Raw genomic sequence first — 19235 nt, forward strand, 5'->3', positions numbered from 1 at the left:
AATTTAAGAATGATAGGAATCAGAAAAACTGCGATAATTAAATTGATTGAGCGAACTAAGAACACGAAGAACTATTTATTCTTTTTTCCTATAATTTACGATACCTGCAAATGTAGAGCAAAACTCCCTACCTAGCCATATATCAACGATTAACAAAAAATGTCAATTGCTGGAAATCCTGCTTTTCGTTATGCTTTTGGTATTGAAAGCGGTTTATTTAATCGGGCTCAACAACAAAATCTAAGGAGGAAAAGTAGTGAAAAAATTAAGTACGATTCTTGGTTTGGGGTTACTATCAGTCGCCTTTTTGTCGGCATGTGGGAAGGAGGAAGCAGGTTCCACAACAGATTATGATACGATTTCGATTTTATCGCCGTACATTGAAACTGAACCACCTGCAAGTGACAACGAGATTTTGAAGCAATTAGAAGCGTACACTGGCAAAAACATTGATATTACCTGGGCACCCAATACATCCTACGAGGATAAAATGAATATTACGTTAGCTTCAGATGATATTCCAGAAGTGATGGTCATTCAAGGAAAATCAGGAGGATTTATCAAGTCAGCAGAAAATGGCGCTTTTTGGGATTTGACCGACTATTTAGCTGATTATCCTAATCTCTCTCAATCTAACGAGGATGTTTTGCGTAATTCTTCTGTGAATGGCAAAGTGTACGGAATTTATCGGAAACGTGATGCGATGCGGACGGCGGTGATCATCCGAAAAGATTGGTTAGAAAACTTAAACTTAGATGTACCAGAAACGATCGATGATCTCTATGAGGTTGCCAAAGCATTTACTGAGAACGATCCCGATGGGAATGGTGAAAATGATACGTTTGGTTTGATTATTCCCCAATGGCCTGGCTCGATCAATTCAAATAGTCCTTACGATGTGTTAGCTACTTGGTTTGGGGCAGGAAATGCTTGGAAAGAAATAGACGGCACTTTAGAGCCATCCTTTATGCAACCAGAATACCTAGAATCAATGCAATTTGTTAAAGATATGGTGGAACAAGGCTATGTCAATCGTGATTTTGCAACCATGGCAGCAGATAAATGGGATGAGCCGTTTATCAATGGACGTGGTGGGATCATTATTGATACGTATTCACGAGCCGCACAAATCAGTAATAAATTATTGCAAGCTGGAGAAGAAGACCTCGTCATCTTTACAGGGAATTTGAAAGATAATAACGGTACGATGAATGCGTTACCGACAGATGGCTATTCTGGTTTCTTGGCGATTCCTAAGTCGAGTGTCCAGACAGAGGAACATCTAAAAGAGGTGTTGACGTTCCTTGATAAATTAAATGATAAAGAAGCACAGGTATTGCTGAACAACGGAATCGAAGGAATCAATTTTGAAGTAGTGGATGGAATGTCCGTCGCACTAGAAGGATCAGAAGCTGAAGCGTTAGCCAATGCGGTCAAAGGGTACTCACAAATTGGGATGAATGTAACGGAAGATACCCTGTACTATATTGCTAAGCCTGATACAGAAGCGGCTACTGAAAGCTATGAAAAACGATTGTCATTGATGGAAGCTGATTTAGAGCACGCTGTCTTTAACCCAGCAGCCTCCTATAATACAGATACGTATGTAACAAAAGGGGCACAGCTTGATCAGATCATTAGTGATGCGCGGGTTCAATTTATTGCAGGACAAATCGATGAAGCGGGTTGGGAAGCTGCGATCGAACTTTGGAAGAATCAAGGAGGCACGCAGCTGATGGAAGAAACGAATGCCCTTCATCAAGCACAATAACGACAGTCGAAGAAGGTTGAGTGGATCTTGCTCTCAACCTTTTTCTTTTTCAATAATTTTTTTCAGCTAATTATTCAGCTAATAAAATGGAGTACTATTTAGGTGAGACGAGACAGGTAGTAAGAAATCAGAAAAGAAAAAATGGAAAAAAACAAGTGGAAACCCTAATCTAACGCTTGATATCAAGGAATTCAAAAAAAGTCAATTGTTAGAAATGTAGGTCAAGTTTACTATGAAAAGAGAAAAGTAGCTCATATACGCATAAAAGGAGAAGAAGAAATGTTAGCGAAATTGATCTATGAAAATCCGCTGAATCAAGCAGCAGATATTCAACACTTTATTGCTGAAGGAGAGCCCAAAATTACTTTCCAAGACGGGATGATTCTGGCGAATACGTATTCTGAAGAATCAAACAAACAACCACATTTTGTTTTATGGCTGCCTCAACAATTTCCAGCGGACCTACGAATCACCTGGCAGTTTCAACCACTGGCTGAACCAGGCTTATGTATGCTCTTTTTTGCAGCAACCAATCGCAAGGGTGGCTCGATCTTCGATTCTGGAGTACCCAAACGAACCGGGGCATATCCCGAGTATCATTCTGGAGGGATCAATGCTTACCACCTTTCTTATTTTCGAAGAAAGTATGAGGAGGAACGGGCGTTTGAAACGTGTAATTTGCGCAAAAGCCATGGGTTTCATCTGGTCGCCCAAGGCGCAGACCCACTTCCGAGTGTAGCAGATGCCCGAGGGTTTTATCACCTAAGAATCGATAAGGTAGGTGCAACGATTTCCTTTTGGATCAACGACTTGTTGGTGTTAAGGTACCTTGATGAGGAACAGTTTGGTCCCGTATTAACTAAAGGAGCGATCGGATTTCGGCAAATGGCGCCAATGAAGGCCCGCTATAAAGACTTGAAGGTATATTCCTTAGAGGAGGAACGGTGATGAATTGGCAGAAAGCATATCAAGCAGCAGATTTTGTCTTTTATTGTTTGCTGATAAATGTAACCGTTATTATAGGTGCACTAGTAGGTGGGATCATCTTTGGACTGGCGCCTAGCGTACAAGCAGGATTCCACGTAGCAAAGAAAACCCTTAAACAGGAATCGCCGCCTTTTTTTCAAACGTTCTTTGGGTATTACCGCAGGAACTTTTGGCGATCGAATCGCTTGGGCTTACCGATCATTCTCTTTTATTTGTGCCCCATGATGGTGATCCAGCAAGGATTTTTAGCGGCATTGACTCAAACAGGCTTGATCCTATTGATCGTTAGCCAATGCGTAGCGATCGCTGTGATCAATACATTGCTTAGCATGTACGAATATTATGTGCTTCCAACGAAGAAGTACCTAGGCGCTTCGCTACGCTTTCTTTTTTTTCAACCTATTGGCACCTTTTTAGGCGTCCTTTGGTTTGGGATTTGTAGTACGATCAGCTTTTTTCTCCCCGGTCTCCTTCCATTTTTAAGTATTGGGATGTGGATCATTGGCACAATGGGGATTTACTTGAAATTATTTGATGAAAATGAACAAAAGCTAAAGCAACAAAACGATGCAGTTCAACCTGCAGAGAGAGAAGGGGAGGAAATCGAACATGGCATTGAAATGGCTCAAAAATAAACCTAAGGGAAAACGTGGGCTGAGTTTTGGGTATCCATGGGAAAAAGGAGCTTTACAACCTGAGGTTCTAAGTGAGGAACTGTTTTTGCTGGGGGAGGAGCCGCTGCAAACGAAAGTACTGGCTTACTGGCCAGATGGCAGTGTGAAATGGACAGGACACAGTGGTCTGGTGGCAGAAACGACGCAGTTACTTTTTCAAAGAAAACAGCGTGTCCAGAAGAAACAGGCGATTGCTAGGGAAGCTTACAACGGTATTTATTTTGACAACGGTACGATCAAAGGCTTCTTCCCGAAACATGGGGAAGGGAAAAATGTTTTGGACTGGGTAGCGGTCAAGGGGCAGAAAAAATTGCAAGATCTTCACGCAATCCTGCAATACCAAAACAAAAAGGTGCAGTCCAAAGTGACGGACTTGATGTTGGAAGAAAATGGTTCAGAAAAAGCCGTTATCAAAGTATCGGGCGTCATCGAGATCGATCAAGAAGTGGTGCAAGAGTTTATTTTACGGTTCCGCATCTTTCGCGAAATCAGCAAATTGGAAATCATTCATACGGTCATTATCATCAAACCACTTGCTTATGAAGGCATGGGGATAGCATTTGATTATGCGTTGACAGGTGAAAATTGGAATCGACAAGTCAAATTTATTGCAGATGCTGTGTATCATGAAGCGGCACAATTGTTACTTTCACGGCGACACTATCAGCAAAACATTCCCTATCAACAACAAGCCAGTGGACAGCTCGTTTCATTGACCCCAGCGGACGAGCCGATGCTGTCTCATGCGGTGGAAAATGCTATTTGGGACAATTTTCGGGTCAATCAAATCAATCATCGGTCATTTGAATTAGAAAAACAGACCGAAGCTGGGTACTGTTGGTTGCCCATTGGGGATGGCGAGCATTATTCAGGTACCTTTTACGCTGGGGGAGAAACCGGCGGCGTTGCTTGCAGCATGGAGAAATTTTGGGAAAAAGCACCATCTGCGATCGAGGTGACAGGCATCACCCAAAAAGCAACCCAAATCACGATGTGGCAGTGGTCACCGAATGCCAAGCCAATGGATTTTCAGCACTATTCCAAACGGGATCATATGCTTAGCGGATACGAAGGAATGGAAGAGATTCGTTCGACGGCAGTTGGTGTAGCAAATACGACGCGTTGTTGGTTGGATCTTTATGAAGAAGCCCCGTCAGAAGAAGTGTTGCTGGGCTTAGCTCAAGAAAACCAAGAACCTGCCCAGATCGTTTCATTGCCTGAGCGTTATCAAGAGACGAAGGTTTTTGGCAGGATCAGTTTACCAGACGAATCAACGAAAACGAAACAGTTGCTGGAGCAACAATTGGCTAAGATGCGGCAATTCTATTTAGCAGAAGTCCAACAAAGAAGTTGGTATGGCTATTGGAACTATGGTGATGTCATGCATACCTATGATCAGTTTCGACACCAATGGCGCTACGATCTTGGTGGGTACGCTTGGCAAAACACTGAATTGGTCCCCAACATGTGGCTTTGGTTAGATTTTTTACGAACCGGTGATCCAAGCGTCTACTATCTGGCTGAAAGCATGACGAGACATACTTCAGAAGTCGATCAGTATCATGCTGGTGAATACAAAGGATTGGGGTCTCGGCATAATGTCGTTCATTGGGGCTGCCAAGCCAAAGAAGTTCGAATTTCAATGGCGGGTCTGCATCGCTACTACTACTATTTGACAGCGGATGAACGTATTGGGGAGGTTATGGAACAAGTCAAAGACAATGAAACCTATGCTTTTGATGCGTTACCACCGATGCGCGAGTTTTATGAACGAGAAACGAAGCGGATACCGATCCGAATCGGACCAGATTGGGCTGCGCTAGTCTCGAACTGGTTTACCCAGTGGGAACGGACGAATGATCCTGTTTACCTTGAAAAAATTCGCACGGGCATCACCTGCATCAAAGCCATGCCCCAGCGCCTTTTGTCTGGACCCACAGTATTATTTGATCTACAAGACAAAACCTTGTCTTATATGGGAACAGGGAATTTTGGCGGCTATCACATGGTCATCTCCTTTGGGGCGCCGCAAGTTTGGTTAGAACTTGCTCAAGTGCTGGAAGACCCCGAGTGGACAGAGATGTTAGGGGAGTTTGGCTGGTTTTATAGCTTGAGTCCTGAGAGAAAAGCAGAAGAGTCAAACGAGGTACTGACGGAACCTCATTTTGCCTGGCCAATGTTTGCGTCGACGATGATGGCCTTTGCTGGGCGAGTGCGTAACGATCGAGCAATCAGTCAAAGGGCTTGGCAGTTATTGCTTGATAATGACAAATCGGGTGTTCCATTGCCGATCGAAGCGACCATTGAAGCAGCGACAACGTGGAAAAAAATAAAAGAAATGCCGTGGGTATCGACCAATGTGTTGTCACAGTGGGGACTAAATACGATTTGTTGTTTAGCACTGATTGGAGCGGAATTAGAGGAGGAGAATGAATGGAAACAACAATAAAAAAAGTGCCGAAAACGAAAGAGCAATGGGGGAGTTTTCTCAACCATTTTAAACAAAATAAATGGCTCTATATTTTGACGATTCCCGGGATCATCTATTTTGCAGTATTTCGTTATGCACCGATGTATGGGTTGATTATTGCTTTCAAAGATTATGTGCCTTTTTTAGGAATCGCAGATAGTCCATGGGTCGGAACACAAAATTTTATGGATTTCTTCAATAATCCTGATTTCTTTCGGATCTTGTGGAACACGTTGATGATTGCCTTTTTAAACATCTTCTTTTCGTTTCCAGCACCCATCTTTTTGGCACTGTTACTGAATGAATTGCGCAACAAGCTGTTTCAGCGGACCATTCAAACCTTCGTCTATGTACCACATTTTCTTTCATGGACGATCGTCGTTAGTCTTTGGCATATCTTATTCAACATCGATCATGGAGCGATCACTCAATTTATCGCTTCGTTGACAGGCGTTGAAATCGACTTTCTCTCAGACCCGCAATGGTTCCGCCCCATGATCGTGATGCAATCGATTTGGAAAGAGATCGGTTGGGGGACTATTATTTATTTAGCTGCCTTATCAGGTGTGGATCAGGAGCAATACGAAGCCGCGATCATGGATGGTGCAGGACGTTTCCGACGTGTGTGGCACATTACTTTACCTGCGATTCGTTCGACGATCATCATTATGCTGATCATGCGGATCGGGTCGATTTTGTCTACTGGGTTTGATCAGATTTTCTTGATGACCAATCAGTTGAACCGAACAGTAGCAGATGTTTTTGATACGTATGTGTATATGATGGGGATTACCAATGGCGCTTACAGTTACTCAACAGCCGTCGGATTATTTAAATCGATCGTTGGGATCATCCTCGTACTTTGTACCAATAAATTAGCGAAACGCTTTGGCGAAAGCGGCTTATACTAAGGAGGAAAAAGATGGCTACTTTACACAATACGAAAGCAGGGAAAATATTTGATATTTTTAATGCGCTATTTTTGGCATTAATTGGGTTATTCATGGTGATTCCTTTTATTTATGTGATCGCCGGTTCATTTGCTACGGAGTTAGAATTGACCACTCGCTCGTTTTTCTTATGGCCAAGCGAGATCAGTCTCGACTCCTATCGCTTTATTTTTTCAACCAACACCTTTATCCGTAGTTTGCTTGTAACGGTCGGCGTTACCATCGTTGGCACGCTGGTGCAGCTTTTCTGTACCTTCACCTTTGCCTATCCTTTATCACGCAAGCACCTAAAAGGACGGAACACCTTGTTGAATCTCGTGATTTTTGCAATGCTCTTTTCAGGTGGGATGATCCCAACGTTTATCGTGGTTAAAAATTTAGGACTGATCAATTCTTATTGGGCATTGATTTTGCCAATCGCGATCAATCCCTTCAACTTAATGATCATCAAAAACTTTTTCCAAGAAATGCCGATCGAATTGGAAGAATCCGCCAAGATGGACGGCTGTACGGAACTAGGGATCTTATGGAAAATCATTTTGCCTTTATCAAAACCAGTGATCGCGACCTTCACCCTTTTTTACGCCGTTGGTATCTGGAACGACTTCATGAGTGGATTGCTCTATATCAACGATTCAGCAAAATGGCCGATTCAGTTATTGTTAAGACAGATCACGATGGCGTCCAGTGGTGCCAATGCGTTAGCAAGTATGGACCCCAACTATATGCCGCCCGAACAAGGAATCAAATTTGCAGTCATCATTGTGGCTACTTTGCCAATTTTGATCTTCTATCCGTTTTTGCAAAAACATTTTGCCAAAGGAATGCTGATTGGATCCGTCAAAGGATGATACACTTCAATAGTTGTGGATAGGTTGTCATGCGTTTTTTCGCATGCCAATTTGTTACATAAAATCTATTACAAGGGTGTTTGGGAATGAAGTACTTTAAAACAGGCGGTTTTCATCGAAAACTGCAGCTAGCCAGTCTATGGATCGTCGTGCCGCTATTATTCGTTGCAATCTTTTTGCATGCCTATTTGATCGGACCATTACAACGATCGTATCAAGAACTAAATAATCGCCAAGTCGAAGGAATCGTTAGTAACATCAACCAACAGTTCTCGCAGCTGGAAGTGACTTTAAGCGTTTGGGGGCAATCGTTTCAAAGGCGCTACCAAGAAGATTTACTGGAAACGACAAATTATCAGACGTTGATCCAACTGTCGGAAGAATTGTTTTACTTAACAAATAGCTCCAATTATGTCAATCGAATTGGTATTTATTCGCTCGGAGAGGCGCCTTTTGGGATTGAGAGTGGCGGTACGTATGAATTAACGCTCGAGCAAACCAAAACAGCATTTGAACGCTATCGGATCGATAATGGGAGGCAGTATCAGTGGAAGATCATTGAAGAAGAGGATGAATTGATTTTTGTACAAAACATTGATAGCCAAGGCGAAGATCAGCCTAAAATTTTTTTAGTTGCAACGATCGACGAGCAATCATTGTTAAAGTATTTTTATGATACCCAAATTGAAAATGGACTCGCAGCGATTTCCTTTAATCATGAGAGTTTTCGTTTTATTGGCGATCAGAACTTAGCGAATGTTATCCAACCGCTGAGTGAGGAGCATCAAGGAACCTGGGTCGAATCGATCAATGGCAATGATTATAGCATGATCGCCGTAAACAGTACGCGACTCAACCAAATATGGACGTTTTATACCGTCGTTCCCTTAGCATTGATTACCGAGCCAGTCACTCATTTGGCTAGAGTGCTGATCGTCGTAAGTATTCTTTTTATTGCTTGTGTGGCAGTCATGAGTCTCTTTTTGGCAAAAAAACAATACCGACCTTTTGAAAAAACGATGGATCAGCTCTTTGGTAATACCCAATGGAAAAAAGAAAACGATCTGGAGTTTTTGGTGGACCGTTGGCAACAATTAAGTCGTGAAAAAGGATTGCTACAAAATCAGGCGGAACGCTTTCAAGATTCGCTCAAGCGGCAAGTGATCCAACATTTGATGGAAGGGTATTATGGCTATTTATCAGAGGAAGAATCGCAACAATTACTGCAGCAAAAAAACTGGCGCTTAAGTGATCAAGGGTATCGCCTGTTTTATTTCCAACTCAATGATCTATTAAGCAATCAAGCAAATTCACAAGATGAAACCCACATTTTGTTTGCGTTAGAAAACATTATAGCGGATGTCACAGCCATGTTTTTCCCAGAATCAACCATCGTTTCGTCAAATGAAGGACGGATTTTGGTTTTTGTGGTCAATCAAGAGCAACAACTGACAGATTACTTCACGATGGTCACCAAGCAAATCAATTTGATCGTCTGCCGTTATGTCACCATCGTTAGTTCGCAACAAGAAACTGAGATTCGCAAGTTGCCTGAAGTTGCCCAACGGCTCAAAAAGCAAATCCATCTGCAACAGTTGATTCCCGAAAATCAAGTGCTTCAAGGAGAGAACATGCGCCCGCTGCCGAAGTATTCTCTTTCGCAAGAAAATTTGATTTTAACAGCGCTGAAAAGTGGCTATCATGAAGAATTGCAACGAAGTGTCCAGCGGTTTTTAGAACAGGTCGTGGCAGAAAACAATCAACAGGCTGCGGTGATCTATGTGGTCAATCGACTGTATGATCAAGTCGATTACCTTTTAAATGAAAATGGGGTCTCAGGAACGGATTATGTATCGAAAACGGTTGTGTTAGAGCGAATTGAACGACTTTTAGACATCAATCAGATCCAAGCCTTTTTGTACCATCATTTCTTAAAGCCCGTTTCCATCCTCTGGCAAGAAAATGTCGCTAATTCTTATAGTGAAATGATCCAAAAAGTAGCGGAGTACATCCAATCTGATTTTCGCAATGAACAAATTTCCTTAGAATACGTTGCGGATCGTTTCGAAGTCGACCCAATCTTTTTGAGTAAGGAGTTCAAGCGTGCCAAGCAGGTCAACTTTATTGATTATTTAACTAATGTTCGCATCGTAGAAGCAAAACGGCAGTTGCTCGAAACCGATCACCAAATCAATGAAATCGCAGAAAACCTTGGGTATAATCCCAGTTACTTCAATCGTTTATTTAAAAAGTGCACGGGGATGACCCCAGGACAATATCGAAAAGGTCAGAGCTGATCACTGTTGGTTGCTGCGGAAAAGCTCGTATTTTCGCAGCTTTTGCTCTGATTTTTCCATGTTTTCATCAGCGAATGTTTTGTATAATAGAAAAGAAAGCGATTTCTAATACAGCTTATGTTCAGCAAGAAAACCAGTGGACTTGTCAAAGCTGTTGGAAATCTGATAGTAAATAGATGGAGGAAGAAAAGAAATGAAAATCGTTTTAGGCGGAGATTCAACCGTGGCGGATTATCCCCTTGATCAACAGCCAATGATGGGCTGGGGACAAGCCTTACCAAGCTATCTACCCCCAGAAGTAAACGTACGCAATTTTGCAAAAAACGGCAGTACGACTCGTTCGTTTATCGAAGAAGGGTTGTTTGAGCAGCTCCTGCAAGAAGTCGAACCGAATACAGTCGTCCTACTGCAATTTGGACATAATGACCAAAAAGAGAAAAACCATGTCACGATGGAGGCATACATTGCTCATTTAACAGACATGATCCGTCAGATCAAAGAAAAAACAGGAATCCCGATCCTGTGTACACCTGTTGAACGGCGGGTAGGAGAAGAGGGACGACTGGCGCATACGTTGTCAGCATTTTTACCTGTCTTAAGAGAACTTAGTCGAACGGAAGAAGTAGTTTTGTTTGATTTAAATCGCTATACCTATCATTATTATGACACATTAGGACTAGAAGCTTCCAAAGCACTCTTTGTTTGGTTAGTACCGAATGAGCACTCTAATTATCCTGCAGGTCTCGCAGATGATACCCACTTTTCAAAGCTCGGGGCGCATATGATCGCTCGCTATGTAGCGATTCGTCTACAGGCGTTTTTCCATGAGCAACCACTTTTTCCTGATATTTATTACGGCGCCTGCATGTATCCAGAAGTCTGGTCGGAAGAAATCATGCAAAGTGATAGTCACACGATGAAAACGTTGGGCATGAATTTTGCTAGAATTGGGGAATTCATGTGGCGTGACTTGGAGCCTCAACCTGGAGAATATGATTTTTCGTTGTTGGACCGTGCGCTAGAACAGTACCAAGCAAATGGCATCGATGTTTGCTTATGTATTCCAACGCCGACCCCACCCCGCTGGTTTACAAAACAGTACCCAGAAGCGTTGGTCACTAACCAAGATGGAACGAAGATGCATCACGGCTCAAGACAGCATGTCTGTACCAACAACGAGGACTTTCGCCGTTATGCCTATCGTTTGACGAGAAAAATCGCTGAGATTGCCGAAAAACATGAAAATGTCGTTATGTTGCAATTGGACAATGAGTTTAAATGTCATGTCGATCTATGTTACTGTACGACGTGCCAAACGCGTTGGCATACGTATTTAAAAGACAGCTATCGATCCGTGACTAACCTCAATGAGTGTTGGGGAACGAAGGTGTGGAGTGAGTGGTATGACGCATTTGAGGATGTCGTCTTGCCGCTAACAACCCCATTTTTGCATAATTCTTCCTTGATGAATGCCTTTCGCCGCTTTACCACTGATACGTTGAATGAGTTTGCGCATGATCTTTGTCATTTTATCCGAATGGAGACCGCGTTACCCATTACCCATAACTCCGCTTTTGGGTTTAACTTGCAAAATGATGAGCTATTTGCTGATTTAGATATTGCTGGTTTTGATACGTATGCACCGGCAGACAACTATCCAGCATATACGATGAACTTGGATCGTTGGCGGAATGTCAAACCGCGCAACAAGGAAATGTTATTGTTAGAAACTTGTACTGCCAATGCTGGTCATATTGAAAACTATGCAGCACCTCGTCCTCATGGGTTTGTCACAAGTGAAGCGTTCATTGGCTATGCAGGTAATTTGAAATCCTTCTGCTTTTGGCATTTTCGTGGACATCGCTATGGTGTGGAGCAACCCCATAGTGCCGTGTTAACTGCTTGGGGAGAGCCAGATCGTGGGTATGAAGAGGTAGTTCGGATTGGCGAACTAAGACAACAGATCGCACCACTTTTAGCGGAAACGAAGTATGTATCAGCAAAAATAGCCATTATCTACTCGGATTACTCGAAACGCTTTTACACGATCGATCATGGGGGTGTTTATGATTATCGCAGCCTGTTTACCGAATTTTACGGCAGTCTGATTCGCCAAGGGATTCGTGTAGAAATCATTCAAGAAAATAGTCCGTTAGAAGAGTATGATGTTGTTCTTGCCCCATTTGTTCGTTGGATCAGTCCTACTTTGCTGAAAAAATTTGCCGCCTTTACCGAAGCAGGAGGCAAGCTGATTTTAGGCCCGATGACGGGGGATCGGACCAAAGAGCTGGCGTGGCCAGCGACGAATGGTTTAGATCGTTTAGGAGAATGGCTCGGGTTTGACCAAATCCAGCAGTTTACGGTGAAAGGACTGGCTTATCAGCTAACCTATGATGGCCTAGAAGAACCTTTAGATCATTTGGTCACAGTTTTTCACTGCCCAGAAGATTGGGAAACGATAGGACGAGGGAATGACCAAACGCTACTAGCTAAGAAACAACTGGCTCAAGGAGAGATCATCTATTTAGGTGCGCTACCTAGCAATTTAACAGACAGTTTGATATGGCAGTCGTTTTGTCGCAAAGAACTTTTCTCTTATGAATCAGATCGCCAGTTGATCAAATGTTCGGAAGGTGTGATGAAGTATCGCAGAGAGTCAGCGACCCATGTCCAACTTTGGATCAGTAACTTAGGTATGACGACAGCTGACTTTACCTTACCTCTCCCCGGATTCGAACGTTTGTCAGGGGAAGCGCTGACGCGCGGTAACCATAGGCTAAAACCTTATGAAAATTTGATTATTGAATGGGAAAAAACAGTAGAAAGCGAGGAGTCAGATGATTCATTTAGCCATCCGAGGGCATGACCTTTCAGGAGAATATACACCCAAGCAGCTAGCACAAGCGGTAGGTGCAAAGAAAATAAAAAACGTTCAGTTTGCCTTGAATGCGTCTTTTCCAGACCTAAGTGCTCCTGAAAAGATGAATCCAGGTATGGGGACCTTCTTCAAGAATGAATTCCAAAAACAAGGCGTTCAAATCGCTTTGTTAAGTTGTTATAGTAACTTGATTCATCCCGAACCAGGGGAACGAGAAAAAATCTTACAGAAATTTGAGCGCTATTTATTCCATGCCCGTTATTTTGGTGCCAGCATGGTGGCTTCAGAAACAGGCTCAGTCATTGCCGCGCTGGGATATAGCGAAGAGAATTTTTCGGATGAGGTTTTTGAAGACTTGATCCATGTGATCCAGCGACTCGTTCGAGTGGGAGAAAAACATCAAATCATGGTAGGGATCGAAGCTGGACTGAATCATCCGCTGTATTCGAATCAGCGCATCGTCGAGCTGATTGAACGTGTTCCTTCTGATTATTTAGGGATCATTTACGATCCAACGAATTTGATCACCGCAAAAACGGCTGCTGATCAAGTCGCATTGGTAGAAGAAGCATTTACTCTTTTCGGAGAGAAAATCGTCTGCTTGCACCTAAAGGACTTTCAACTCTCGGGAGAAGAAGTGATCCCTGTCCCGTTAGGTGAAGGACAAATACGGTATCCAGAAATTTTACAGCTTCTGATCAAACACAAGCCATACTGTTACGTGGTGCTAGAAGAAACAAAAGACGCTGGGATCGATCGTGCGGTGGCGTTGATTGAAGGCTTAGATTTAAAAAATTAGCTGGGTACTTGTGTAAATGATTGTGTAAGAGAACATGGGAATGGTTTTCTTGTTTTCTTCAAAAACGTTGACATTGAATACAAATTTTTATCTAGCATAGAAAAGTTGTTTATGATGAGATTTCATCTAAACAGCTTTTTTATTTTCATAAAAATAGAAAATGGGAGGTAAGGTGGAATTAACACGGATCGATCGGCTCTTCTTTGCATAAAGGAAAGAAAGTTGATCGTTTTGGAAATAAACATGGACGCCAGTGGGGATCACTAGCGTCCATGTTTATTAGAATTGCCATTCTTGGATTTTTTTCAAGAGTACCGCTTTGTCGGAAGCTTCCGCAAAGGAATGCTGAGCGGCGGTTTCGTTTAAGAAGCGCATCTCTGATTCGGTCATGTCGCAATGATGAGCCATTTGCAGGTATTCATTGGTCAATGTCGTGTTTGAGACCGTTCGGTTATCGGTATTCAAACAAAAAGAGACCTTGGCTTCCAGCCATTCTCTTAATGGGTATGCCGAGTATGTGGGAATCGCACGCGTATGAACATTGCTGGTAGGACAGCCTTCGATACAGCGATTTTGTTCTCGAACAAATGCTTGAGCAGTAGGATCTCCTTTTAAGGCGATGCCGTGGCCAATCCGCTGCGCACCGCTTTCGATGGCTTGATAAATGTTTTGCACACAGCCGCATTCGCCTGCATGTAAGGTCAGCTGGACACTTTGGTTCTTGAGGAACACTTGATAGCTAGCAGCTAAATCAGGGACGTACCCGTCTTCTTCTGGACCTGCCAGATCAATACCGACGACTTTTTCATCGGTAAGAGCGATCGCTTCATCAAAAATCGCCGTAATAGCTGGTAGGTCTTCTTGACGCATCCCAATGACCAAAACATTGCCTTTGATTGGGTAGCGTTCTTCTGCTCGTGCGATGCCTTCGATCACGGCTTGGATGGTCTGGCTGCAAGTAAGTCCTTTGTCCATCGATAAGCTGGGAGCAAAGCGGATCTCAATATAAGCGACCCCATCTTGAGCAGCTTGTTCCATCACATCATAGGCGGCAGCTGCTAACGCTTCTTGTGTTTGCAGATACGGCCGAACGAAATCAAAGCAGCGAAGATAATCCCTCAGGTCATGACAATCTTTGGGGGCTTGCATCTGTGCTTTCACAGCTTCTACGTCTTGCTCGATCGGTAGTTCTTGCTGATTGGCGATGGTGATCAATGTTTCTGGACGAATGGAACCGTCGAGATGGCAGTGAAGTTCTACTTTGGGAAATGCTTGGATTTGTTGTTGAGTAAGCACAGTGTTCCTCCTGTCTAGGTCGAATTTTTTTTAAGTATGAATATAGCATACTTCCAAAGCCCATGCTACCCAAAAAAGGAAATTCTCATAGAAAGCAAACCAGCAGCCGCGAATTACTTGTGCGGCTGCTGGTTTTATTGTGGGAGAGTGGCTCAAATCAATTCCGATAGATCGGTAAAAGGCAATGATAGATCGTGAGCAGCTTCTTTTGAAGTAAATGCGCCCTCATAGGCGATGACCCCTTTGGCAAGGGCCTCGTTTTCTCGCAACGCTGTTAAAGGATCCTTCGCTAGCTGCTGGGCATACGGTAAGGTGGCAATGCTCAATGCGATGGTTGCCGTTTGCGGCACAGCACCTGGCATATTCGCCACTGCATAGTGAATAACTTCTTCCCGGATATAGGTTGGCTCGTCGTGGGTGGTGACTTTGTCTTCGGTCTCAAAAATTCCGCCTTGGTCAATGGCAATATCGACGATCACGGATTTTTCAGGCATCTGTTTCACCATGTTGCGGGTCACTAAGCACGGGGCTTTTTGTCCTGGCAATAAGACGGCTCCTACCACCAAGTCCGCGGATTGGATCGTTCGTTCGATATTCAAGCGATTGGAATACAAGGTTTGGACTTGACCAGAAAATTGGCGATCCAGCTCTTGTAAGCGTGGGATCGAAACGTCTAAAATCGTCACTTGTGCGCCTAGACCTACAGCGACTCTCGCGGCATTCTCACCGGCAACGCCACCACCAATGATTGTTACCCGACCTTGACGGACGCCGGGAACACCTGAAAGCAGTATCCCTTTTCCACCATATATTTTTTCGAGAAATTGCGCGCCAATTTGAACAGACATTCTTCCAGCGATCTCACTCATGGGTGATAGCAGAGGCAGGGTGCCGTTCGCCAGCTGGACGTTCTCATAAGCAACAGCGATCACTTTGCTGTCGATCAACGCTTGAGCAAGCTGTTGATTGGCGGCTACGTGGAAATAGGTGAATAAAACCAGTCCCTCATGCAAAAAGGGGTATTCTTCTGGTAAAGGTTCTTTGACTTTCATAACCAATTCAGAGGCCCAAACCTCTTCAACGGTAGCAATCGTAGCGCCGACTTCCTGATACGCTTGATCAGAAAAGGTTGATCCTGCACCAGCGCCTTGTTCAACGAAGACTTCGTGTCCGTCTTGGACTAACTCATAGACTCCGGAGGGCGGCAATGCCACACGATTTTCATTGTTCTTGATTTCTTTGGGGATACCGATTTTCATAGACTTCACACCTTTCTTTCTTCCATTATAATAGAAAGCGGATTCCTAAGGGGAGAAAGAATGGTTTTTTTATTAAAAAAGTAAGATCCAGTTGCTGCTTTCGGGACGACAAAGAAAAAAGCCCCCAATGGGACTTTTTTCGATCAATCAGCTGAAGGTCCAAAAGCGCAAGCTTTGATCAGCGATTTCATCTAGTGTGTAATAGATAGCGTAATGGGATTTTTCTGGATCATCATTGGGATCTAAGACAAACACTTGATCGTCCATCATTCCACCTAAGACCATAATATGGCCGCCATCTGTAAATTCCCCTGGAGTCACAGAAACGATGACGGGATGATTTTGTTGCAAGTAAGCTTCAACGCTGGCTAGATCTGTGCCAAGATCATAATAGTTGTAGCCGTTTGCATCGGCAAAGTCAGAAAAAATCCGCCAGTCCGTTCCTTGGCCGTCAACGTAATAATGATCTCCTGCCCAATCGAGGACTTCTAGTGGCGAAATGGGATAGCCTTCAAGATAGGATTGAACCATCGCAAGAGAAGCAATCGCACAGCCGTTTTCTGCTAAGGTTTGGCTGCCGTCATTGCCATAGGATCTATCGGCCCAATCTTCGTTCGTCTGCAAGAAAATCGGTGTTGTGATGTCCATTTCCCATAAATAAGCATTGATGTCATCACTAAAGATAGCCTGAGAATAAACATATTCGTCGTCATAACTCTCATCATAGGCAACGACGGTAGACACGTGTTCGGACAACTCTCCGTACAACACGTGATGAGAGATTCGATTGAACCCTATCCAAATCAACACCAATCCTGCCAAAACAACCATTGGCCGACGCTTTCGATAAACATCTGTCTGTTTTTGCATTTTTCCCTCCTTGTTTTACGAATTGTACGTATTCATCCTGTTCTTTTAAGTAAAACAAAGGAGGGGGCGATTGTCATCGGCCTACAGACCGATGACACGATCAACTTTCAAATGCCTCTAGTTCTAAGCTAGTATTTTCCCATGCTTCTAATAGGGCTTCTTGTTCAGTGCGGGCTTGTTCTAACGCCTGATTCAACGCGGTCAATTTTACATGATCATTCAACGCTTCTGGTGCGGTCATGTCTTGTTCCAGTTGCTGGATCGTTTCTTCTATCGTGGCAAGCTCTTCTTCGATTTGGGCGACTTTTCGCTGTAAGGTTCTAACGGCTTTTTGCTGTTCTTTGCTTTGGACAAAGGTTTGTTTGCCCGCTGAGAGGGTGGTTTCGGTTGTTTTTGCTTCCAACATCGCTGCGATCTCAGCTTCTTCTTGTTTCTTTTCTAAATAATAATCGTAATCGCCTAGATAGAGCTTGCTGCCGTTTTCAGACAGTTCTACGACCTTGGTGGCGATTCGATTGATAAAGTAGCGGTCGTGAGATACGAAGAACAAAGTGCCTTCATAATCGATCAGCGCATTTTCTAAGACTTCTTTGCTGTCGATGTCTAAATGGTTGGTTGGCTCATCCAAAATCAAGAAATTGTCATGGTCCATGGCTAATTTTGCCAAAGCGACACGGGCTTTTTCGCCACCGCTTAACAGCGTGATCGGCTTTTCAACATCTTCTCCAGAAAATAAGAAGCTGCCTAATATATTGCGAATCTCGACTTCAGGTGTGGTGCTGTGGTCATCCCAAAGCTCATTAAGGATCGTTTTGGTTGAATGCAGATCGGATTGGGTTTGGTCATAGTACCCGATTGAGACATTGGCGCCAAAATGGACCTTTCCTTGAATAAAGGGGATTTTATGAATCAGCGATTTCAGTAAGGTTGATTTGCCGATCCCATTCGGTCCTACTAAAGCGATCGCATCTTTGCGCCGAACATCTAAGTCGATGGGCGCCGATAAGACTTCTTCTTCAGAATAACCGATAGCGGCATTTTCTACTTGCATCACAACATTTCCTGAAGGCTTTTCAATGGAAAAAAGGAAGTGGGCGGATTTTTCATCTCCTTGCGGGCGATCCAGCCGATCCATTTTCTCTAATTGCTTACGGCGGCTTTGCGCGCGTTTGGTGGTAGACGCACGGACAAGGTTGCGGGCAACAAAGTCTTCCAGTTTATTGATTTCTTCTTGCTGCTTTTCAAAGGCTTTCCATTCACTTTGCAGCTGTTCCGCTTTCAGGGTCAAATAGCGGCTGTAATTGCCTTTGTAGTGGCGCATTTTTTGGCGACTCAGTTCGTAGACGTCGTTGACGACTTTGTCTAAGAAGTAACGGTCATGGGAAACGATCAGCAACGCACCGGCATATCCTTGCAGATAGTTTTCCAACCAAGATAACGTTTCGATGTCTAAATGGTTGGTCGGTTCATCGAGGATCAAGATATCAGGTTTTTGCAGTAGCATTTTTGCTAATGCCAAGCGGGTTTTTTGACCACCAGAAAGGGTATTGATTGCTTGCGTGTAAAAAGAAGGATCAAACTGAAAACCGTGCAAGACGGAGCGAATCTCATTTTCATAGCCATAGCCATTTTTTTCTGCAAATTCATGCTGCAATTGGTCGTATTCTTTCAGGAGATTGCCAGAGTCAGCAGTAGGATCTGCTTCGGAGATGGCGATCTCTAAGGTACGCATGCGCTGCTCCATCTGCCGAACCGTTGCAAAAGCCCCCAGCATTTCTTCCCAAACGGTGGCCTGACTAGCAAGTCCGGTATCTTGAGCTAAGTAGCCCATCGTAGCGGTTTTGTTTTTAGCGATCGTTCCTTTATCAGGACTTTCGAGTCCAGCAATAATTTTCAGTAGCGTTGATTTACCAGCACCGTTGCGCCCAACAAGCGCGATTCGGGAATTGCTGGCAATCTCTAATTGGATATTTTCAAATAAAACCTCGGCTCCGAAAAGACGGGCGATTTGGTTGGCTTGTAATAAAATCATGTGTATGTCATTCCTATCTTTAAGAAACTTGTCTGTATCAAGGTTGCAATACTACAAGTCTATCATATTTTAGGGGAAACGGCGATTGGGAAAAAGTTTGA

Annotated in this window: 13 protein-coding genes; 9 read left to right on the forward strand and 4 right to left on the reverse strand. The window is 43.6% G+C overall.

The features are described from left to right. Positions 1 to 256 precede the first annotated feature (256 nt). From FJU10_RS11260 to FJU10_RS11300, 9 genes are all read left to right on the forward strand, one after another. Positions 257 to 1771 carry an extracellular solute-binding protein gene (locus tag FJU10_RS11260; RefSeq protein WP_140965961.1) on the forward strand — a complete coding sequence of 505 codons (1515 nt, stop codon included), beginning with the start codon at positions 257 to 259 and terminating at the stop codon, positions 1769 to 1771. A 279-nt stretch (positions 1772 to 2050) separates the two neighbouring features. Further along, entirely contained in the window at positions 2051 to 2719 is a 669-nt protein-coding gene (locus FJU10_RS11265; protein WP_016608835.1) for a DUF1961 family protein, read from the forward strand. Continuing rightward, positions 2719 to 3393: a YesL family protein gene (locus FJU10_RS11270; RefSeq protein WP_140965962.1), complete on the forward strand. Its 675-nt coding sequence runs from the start codon at positions 2719 to 2721 to the stop codon at positions 3391 to 3393. The genes FJU10_RS11265 and FJU10_RS11270 overlap by 1 nt, the downstream gene beginning before the upstream one ends. Continuing rightward, positions 3368 to 5881, forward strand: coding sequence for a hypothetical protein (locus FJU10_RS11275; protein ID WP_140965963.1), 2514 nt, complete (start codon positions 3368 to 3370; stop codon positions 5879 to 5881). Before FJU10_RS11270 ends, FJU10_RS11275 begins: the two co-directional genes overlap by 26 nt. Further along, positions 5866 to 6813: an ABC transporter permease gene (locus tag FJU10_RS11280; protein WP_005234199.1), complete on the forward strand. Its 948-nt coding sequence runs from the start codon at positions 5866 to 5868 to the stop codon at positions 6811 to 6813. The genes FJU10_RS11275 and FJU10_RS11280 overlap by 16 nt, the downstream gene beginning before the upstream one ends. A gap of 11 nt (positions 6814 to 6824) precedes the next feature. Next, the gene (locus FJU10_RS11285; RefSeq protein ID WP_140965964.1) at positions 6825 to 7703 is read left to right on the forward strand and encodes a carbohydrate ABC transporter permease; all 879 of its coding nucleotides are present in this window, start codon (positions 6825 to 6827) and stop codon (positions 7701 to 7703) included. Between the two features lie 86 nt (positions 7704 to 7789). After that, positions 7790 to 10000, forward strand: coding sequence for a helix-turn-helix transcriptional regulator (locus tag FJU10_RS11290; protein ID WP_140965965.1), 2211 nt, complete (start codon positions 7790 to 7792; stop codon positions 9998 to 10000). A 193-nt stretch (positions 10001 to 10193) separates the two neighbouring features. After that, complete coding sequence (locus FJU10_RS11295; protein WP_140965966.1) at positions 10194 to 12866, forward strand: beta-galactosidase; 2673 nt, start codon at positions 10194 to 10196, stop codon at positions 12864 to 12866. Next, positions 12838 to 13677: a sugar phosphate isomerase/epimerase family protein gene (locus FJU10_RS11300; protein ID WP_140965967.1), complete on the forward strand. Its 840-nt coding sequence runs from the start codon at positions 12838 to 12840 to the stop codon at positions 13675 to 13677. Before FJU10_RS11295 ends, FJU10_RS11300 begins: the two co-directional genes overlap by 29 nt. 279 nt (positions 13678 to 13956) lie before the next feature. Here the strand turns inward: FJU10_RS11300 and add are convergent, their stop codons facing one another. The 4 genes from add to FJU10_RS11320 form a co-directional block, all read right to left on the reverse strand. After that, complete coding sequence (gene add, locus FJU10_RS11305) at positions 13957 to 14973, reverse strand: adenosine deaminase (protein WP_140965968.1); 1017 nt, start codon at positions 14971 to 14973, stop codon at positions 13957 to 13959. Between the two features lie 152 nt (positions 14974 to 15125). Next, on the reverse strand, positions 15126 to 16232 hold the full coding sequence (ald, locus tag FJU10_RS11310; RefSeq protein WP_140965969.1) for an alanine dehydrogenase: 1107 nt from the start codon (positions 16230 to 16232) through the stop codon (positions 15126 to 15128). Positions 16233 to 16379: 147 nt separating this feature from the next. After that, a complete protein-coding gene (locus FJU10_RS11315) occupies positions 16380 to 17102 on the reverse strand; it encodes a C39 family peptidase (protein WP_140965970.1) in 723 nt (240 codons plus the stop codon). Between the two features lie 100 nt (positions 17103 to 17202). After that, entirely contained in the window at positions 17203 to 19134 is a 1932-nt protein-coding gene (locus tag FJU10_RS11320) for an ABC-F family ATP-binding cassette domain-containing protein (protein WP_140965971.1), read from the reverse strand. Between the last annotated feature and the right edge of the window lie 101 nt (positions 19135 to 19235).

It is taken from the genome of Enterococcus sp. OL5 (assembly GCF_006491895.1).
Classification (GTDB): Bacteria; Bacillota; Bacilli; order Lactobacillales; family Enterococcaceae; genus Enterococcus_D; species Enterococcus_D innesii.

Bases quoted from the DNA above. Each gene is read 5' to 3' on its own strand.
- FJU10_RS11290 (WP_140965965.1), top strand. From the start codon at position 7,790: ATGAAGTACTTTAAAACAGGCGGTTTTCATCGAAAACTGCAGCTAGCC.
- FJU10_RS11315 (WP_140965970.1), bottom strand. From the start codon at position 17,102: ATGCAAAAACAGACAGATGTTTATCGAAAGCGTCGGCCAATGGTTGTT.
- FJU10_RS11280 (WP_005234199.1), top strand. From the start codon at position 5,866: ATGGAAACAACAATAAAAAAAGTGCCGAAAACGAAAGAGCAATGGGGG.
- FJU10_RS11265 (WP_016608835.1), top strand. From the start codon at position 2,051: ATGTTAGCGAAATTGATCTATGAAAATCCGCTGAATCAAGCAGCAGAT.
- ald (WP_140965969.1), bottom strand. From the start codon at position 16,232: ATGAAAATCGGTATCCCCAAAGAAATCAAGAACAATGAAAATCGTGTG.
- FJU10_RS11270 (WP_140965962.1), top strand. From the start codon at position 2,719: ATGAATTGGCAGAAAGCATATCAAGCAGCAGATTTTGTCTTTTATTGT.
- FJU10_RS11300 (WP_140965967.1), top strand. From the start codon at position 12,838: ATGATTCATTTAGCCATCCGAGGGCATGACCTTTCAGGAGAATATACA.
- FJU10_RS11295 (WP_140965966.1), top strand. From the start codon at position 10,194: ATGAAAATCGTTTTAGGCGGAGATTCAACCGTGGCGGATTATCCCCTT.
- FJU10_RS11320 (WP_140965971.1), bottom strand. From the start codon at position 19,134: ATGATTTTATTACAAGCCAACCAAATCGCCCGTCTTTTCGGAGCCGAG.
- FJU10_RS11285 (WP_140965964.1), top strand. From the start codon at position 6,825: ATGGCTACTTTACACAATACGAAAGCAGGGAAAATATTTGATATTTTT.
- FJU10_RS11275 (WP_140965963.1), top strand. From the start codon at position 3,368: ATGGCATTGAAATGGCTCAAAAATAAACCTAAGGGAAAACGTGGGCTG.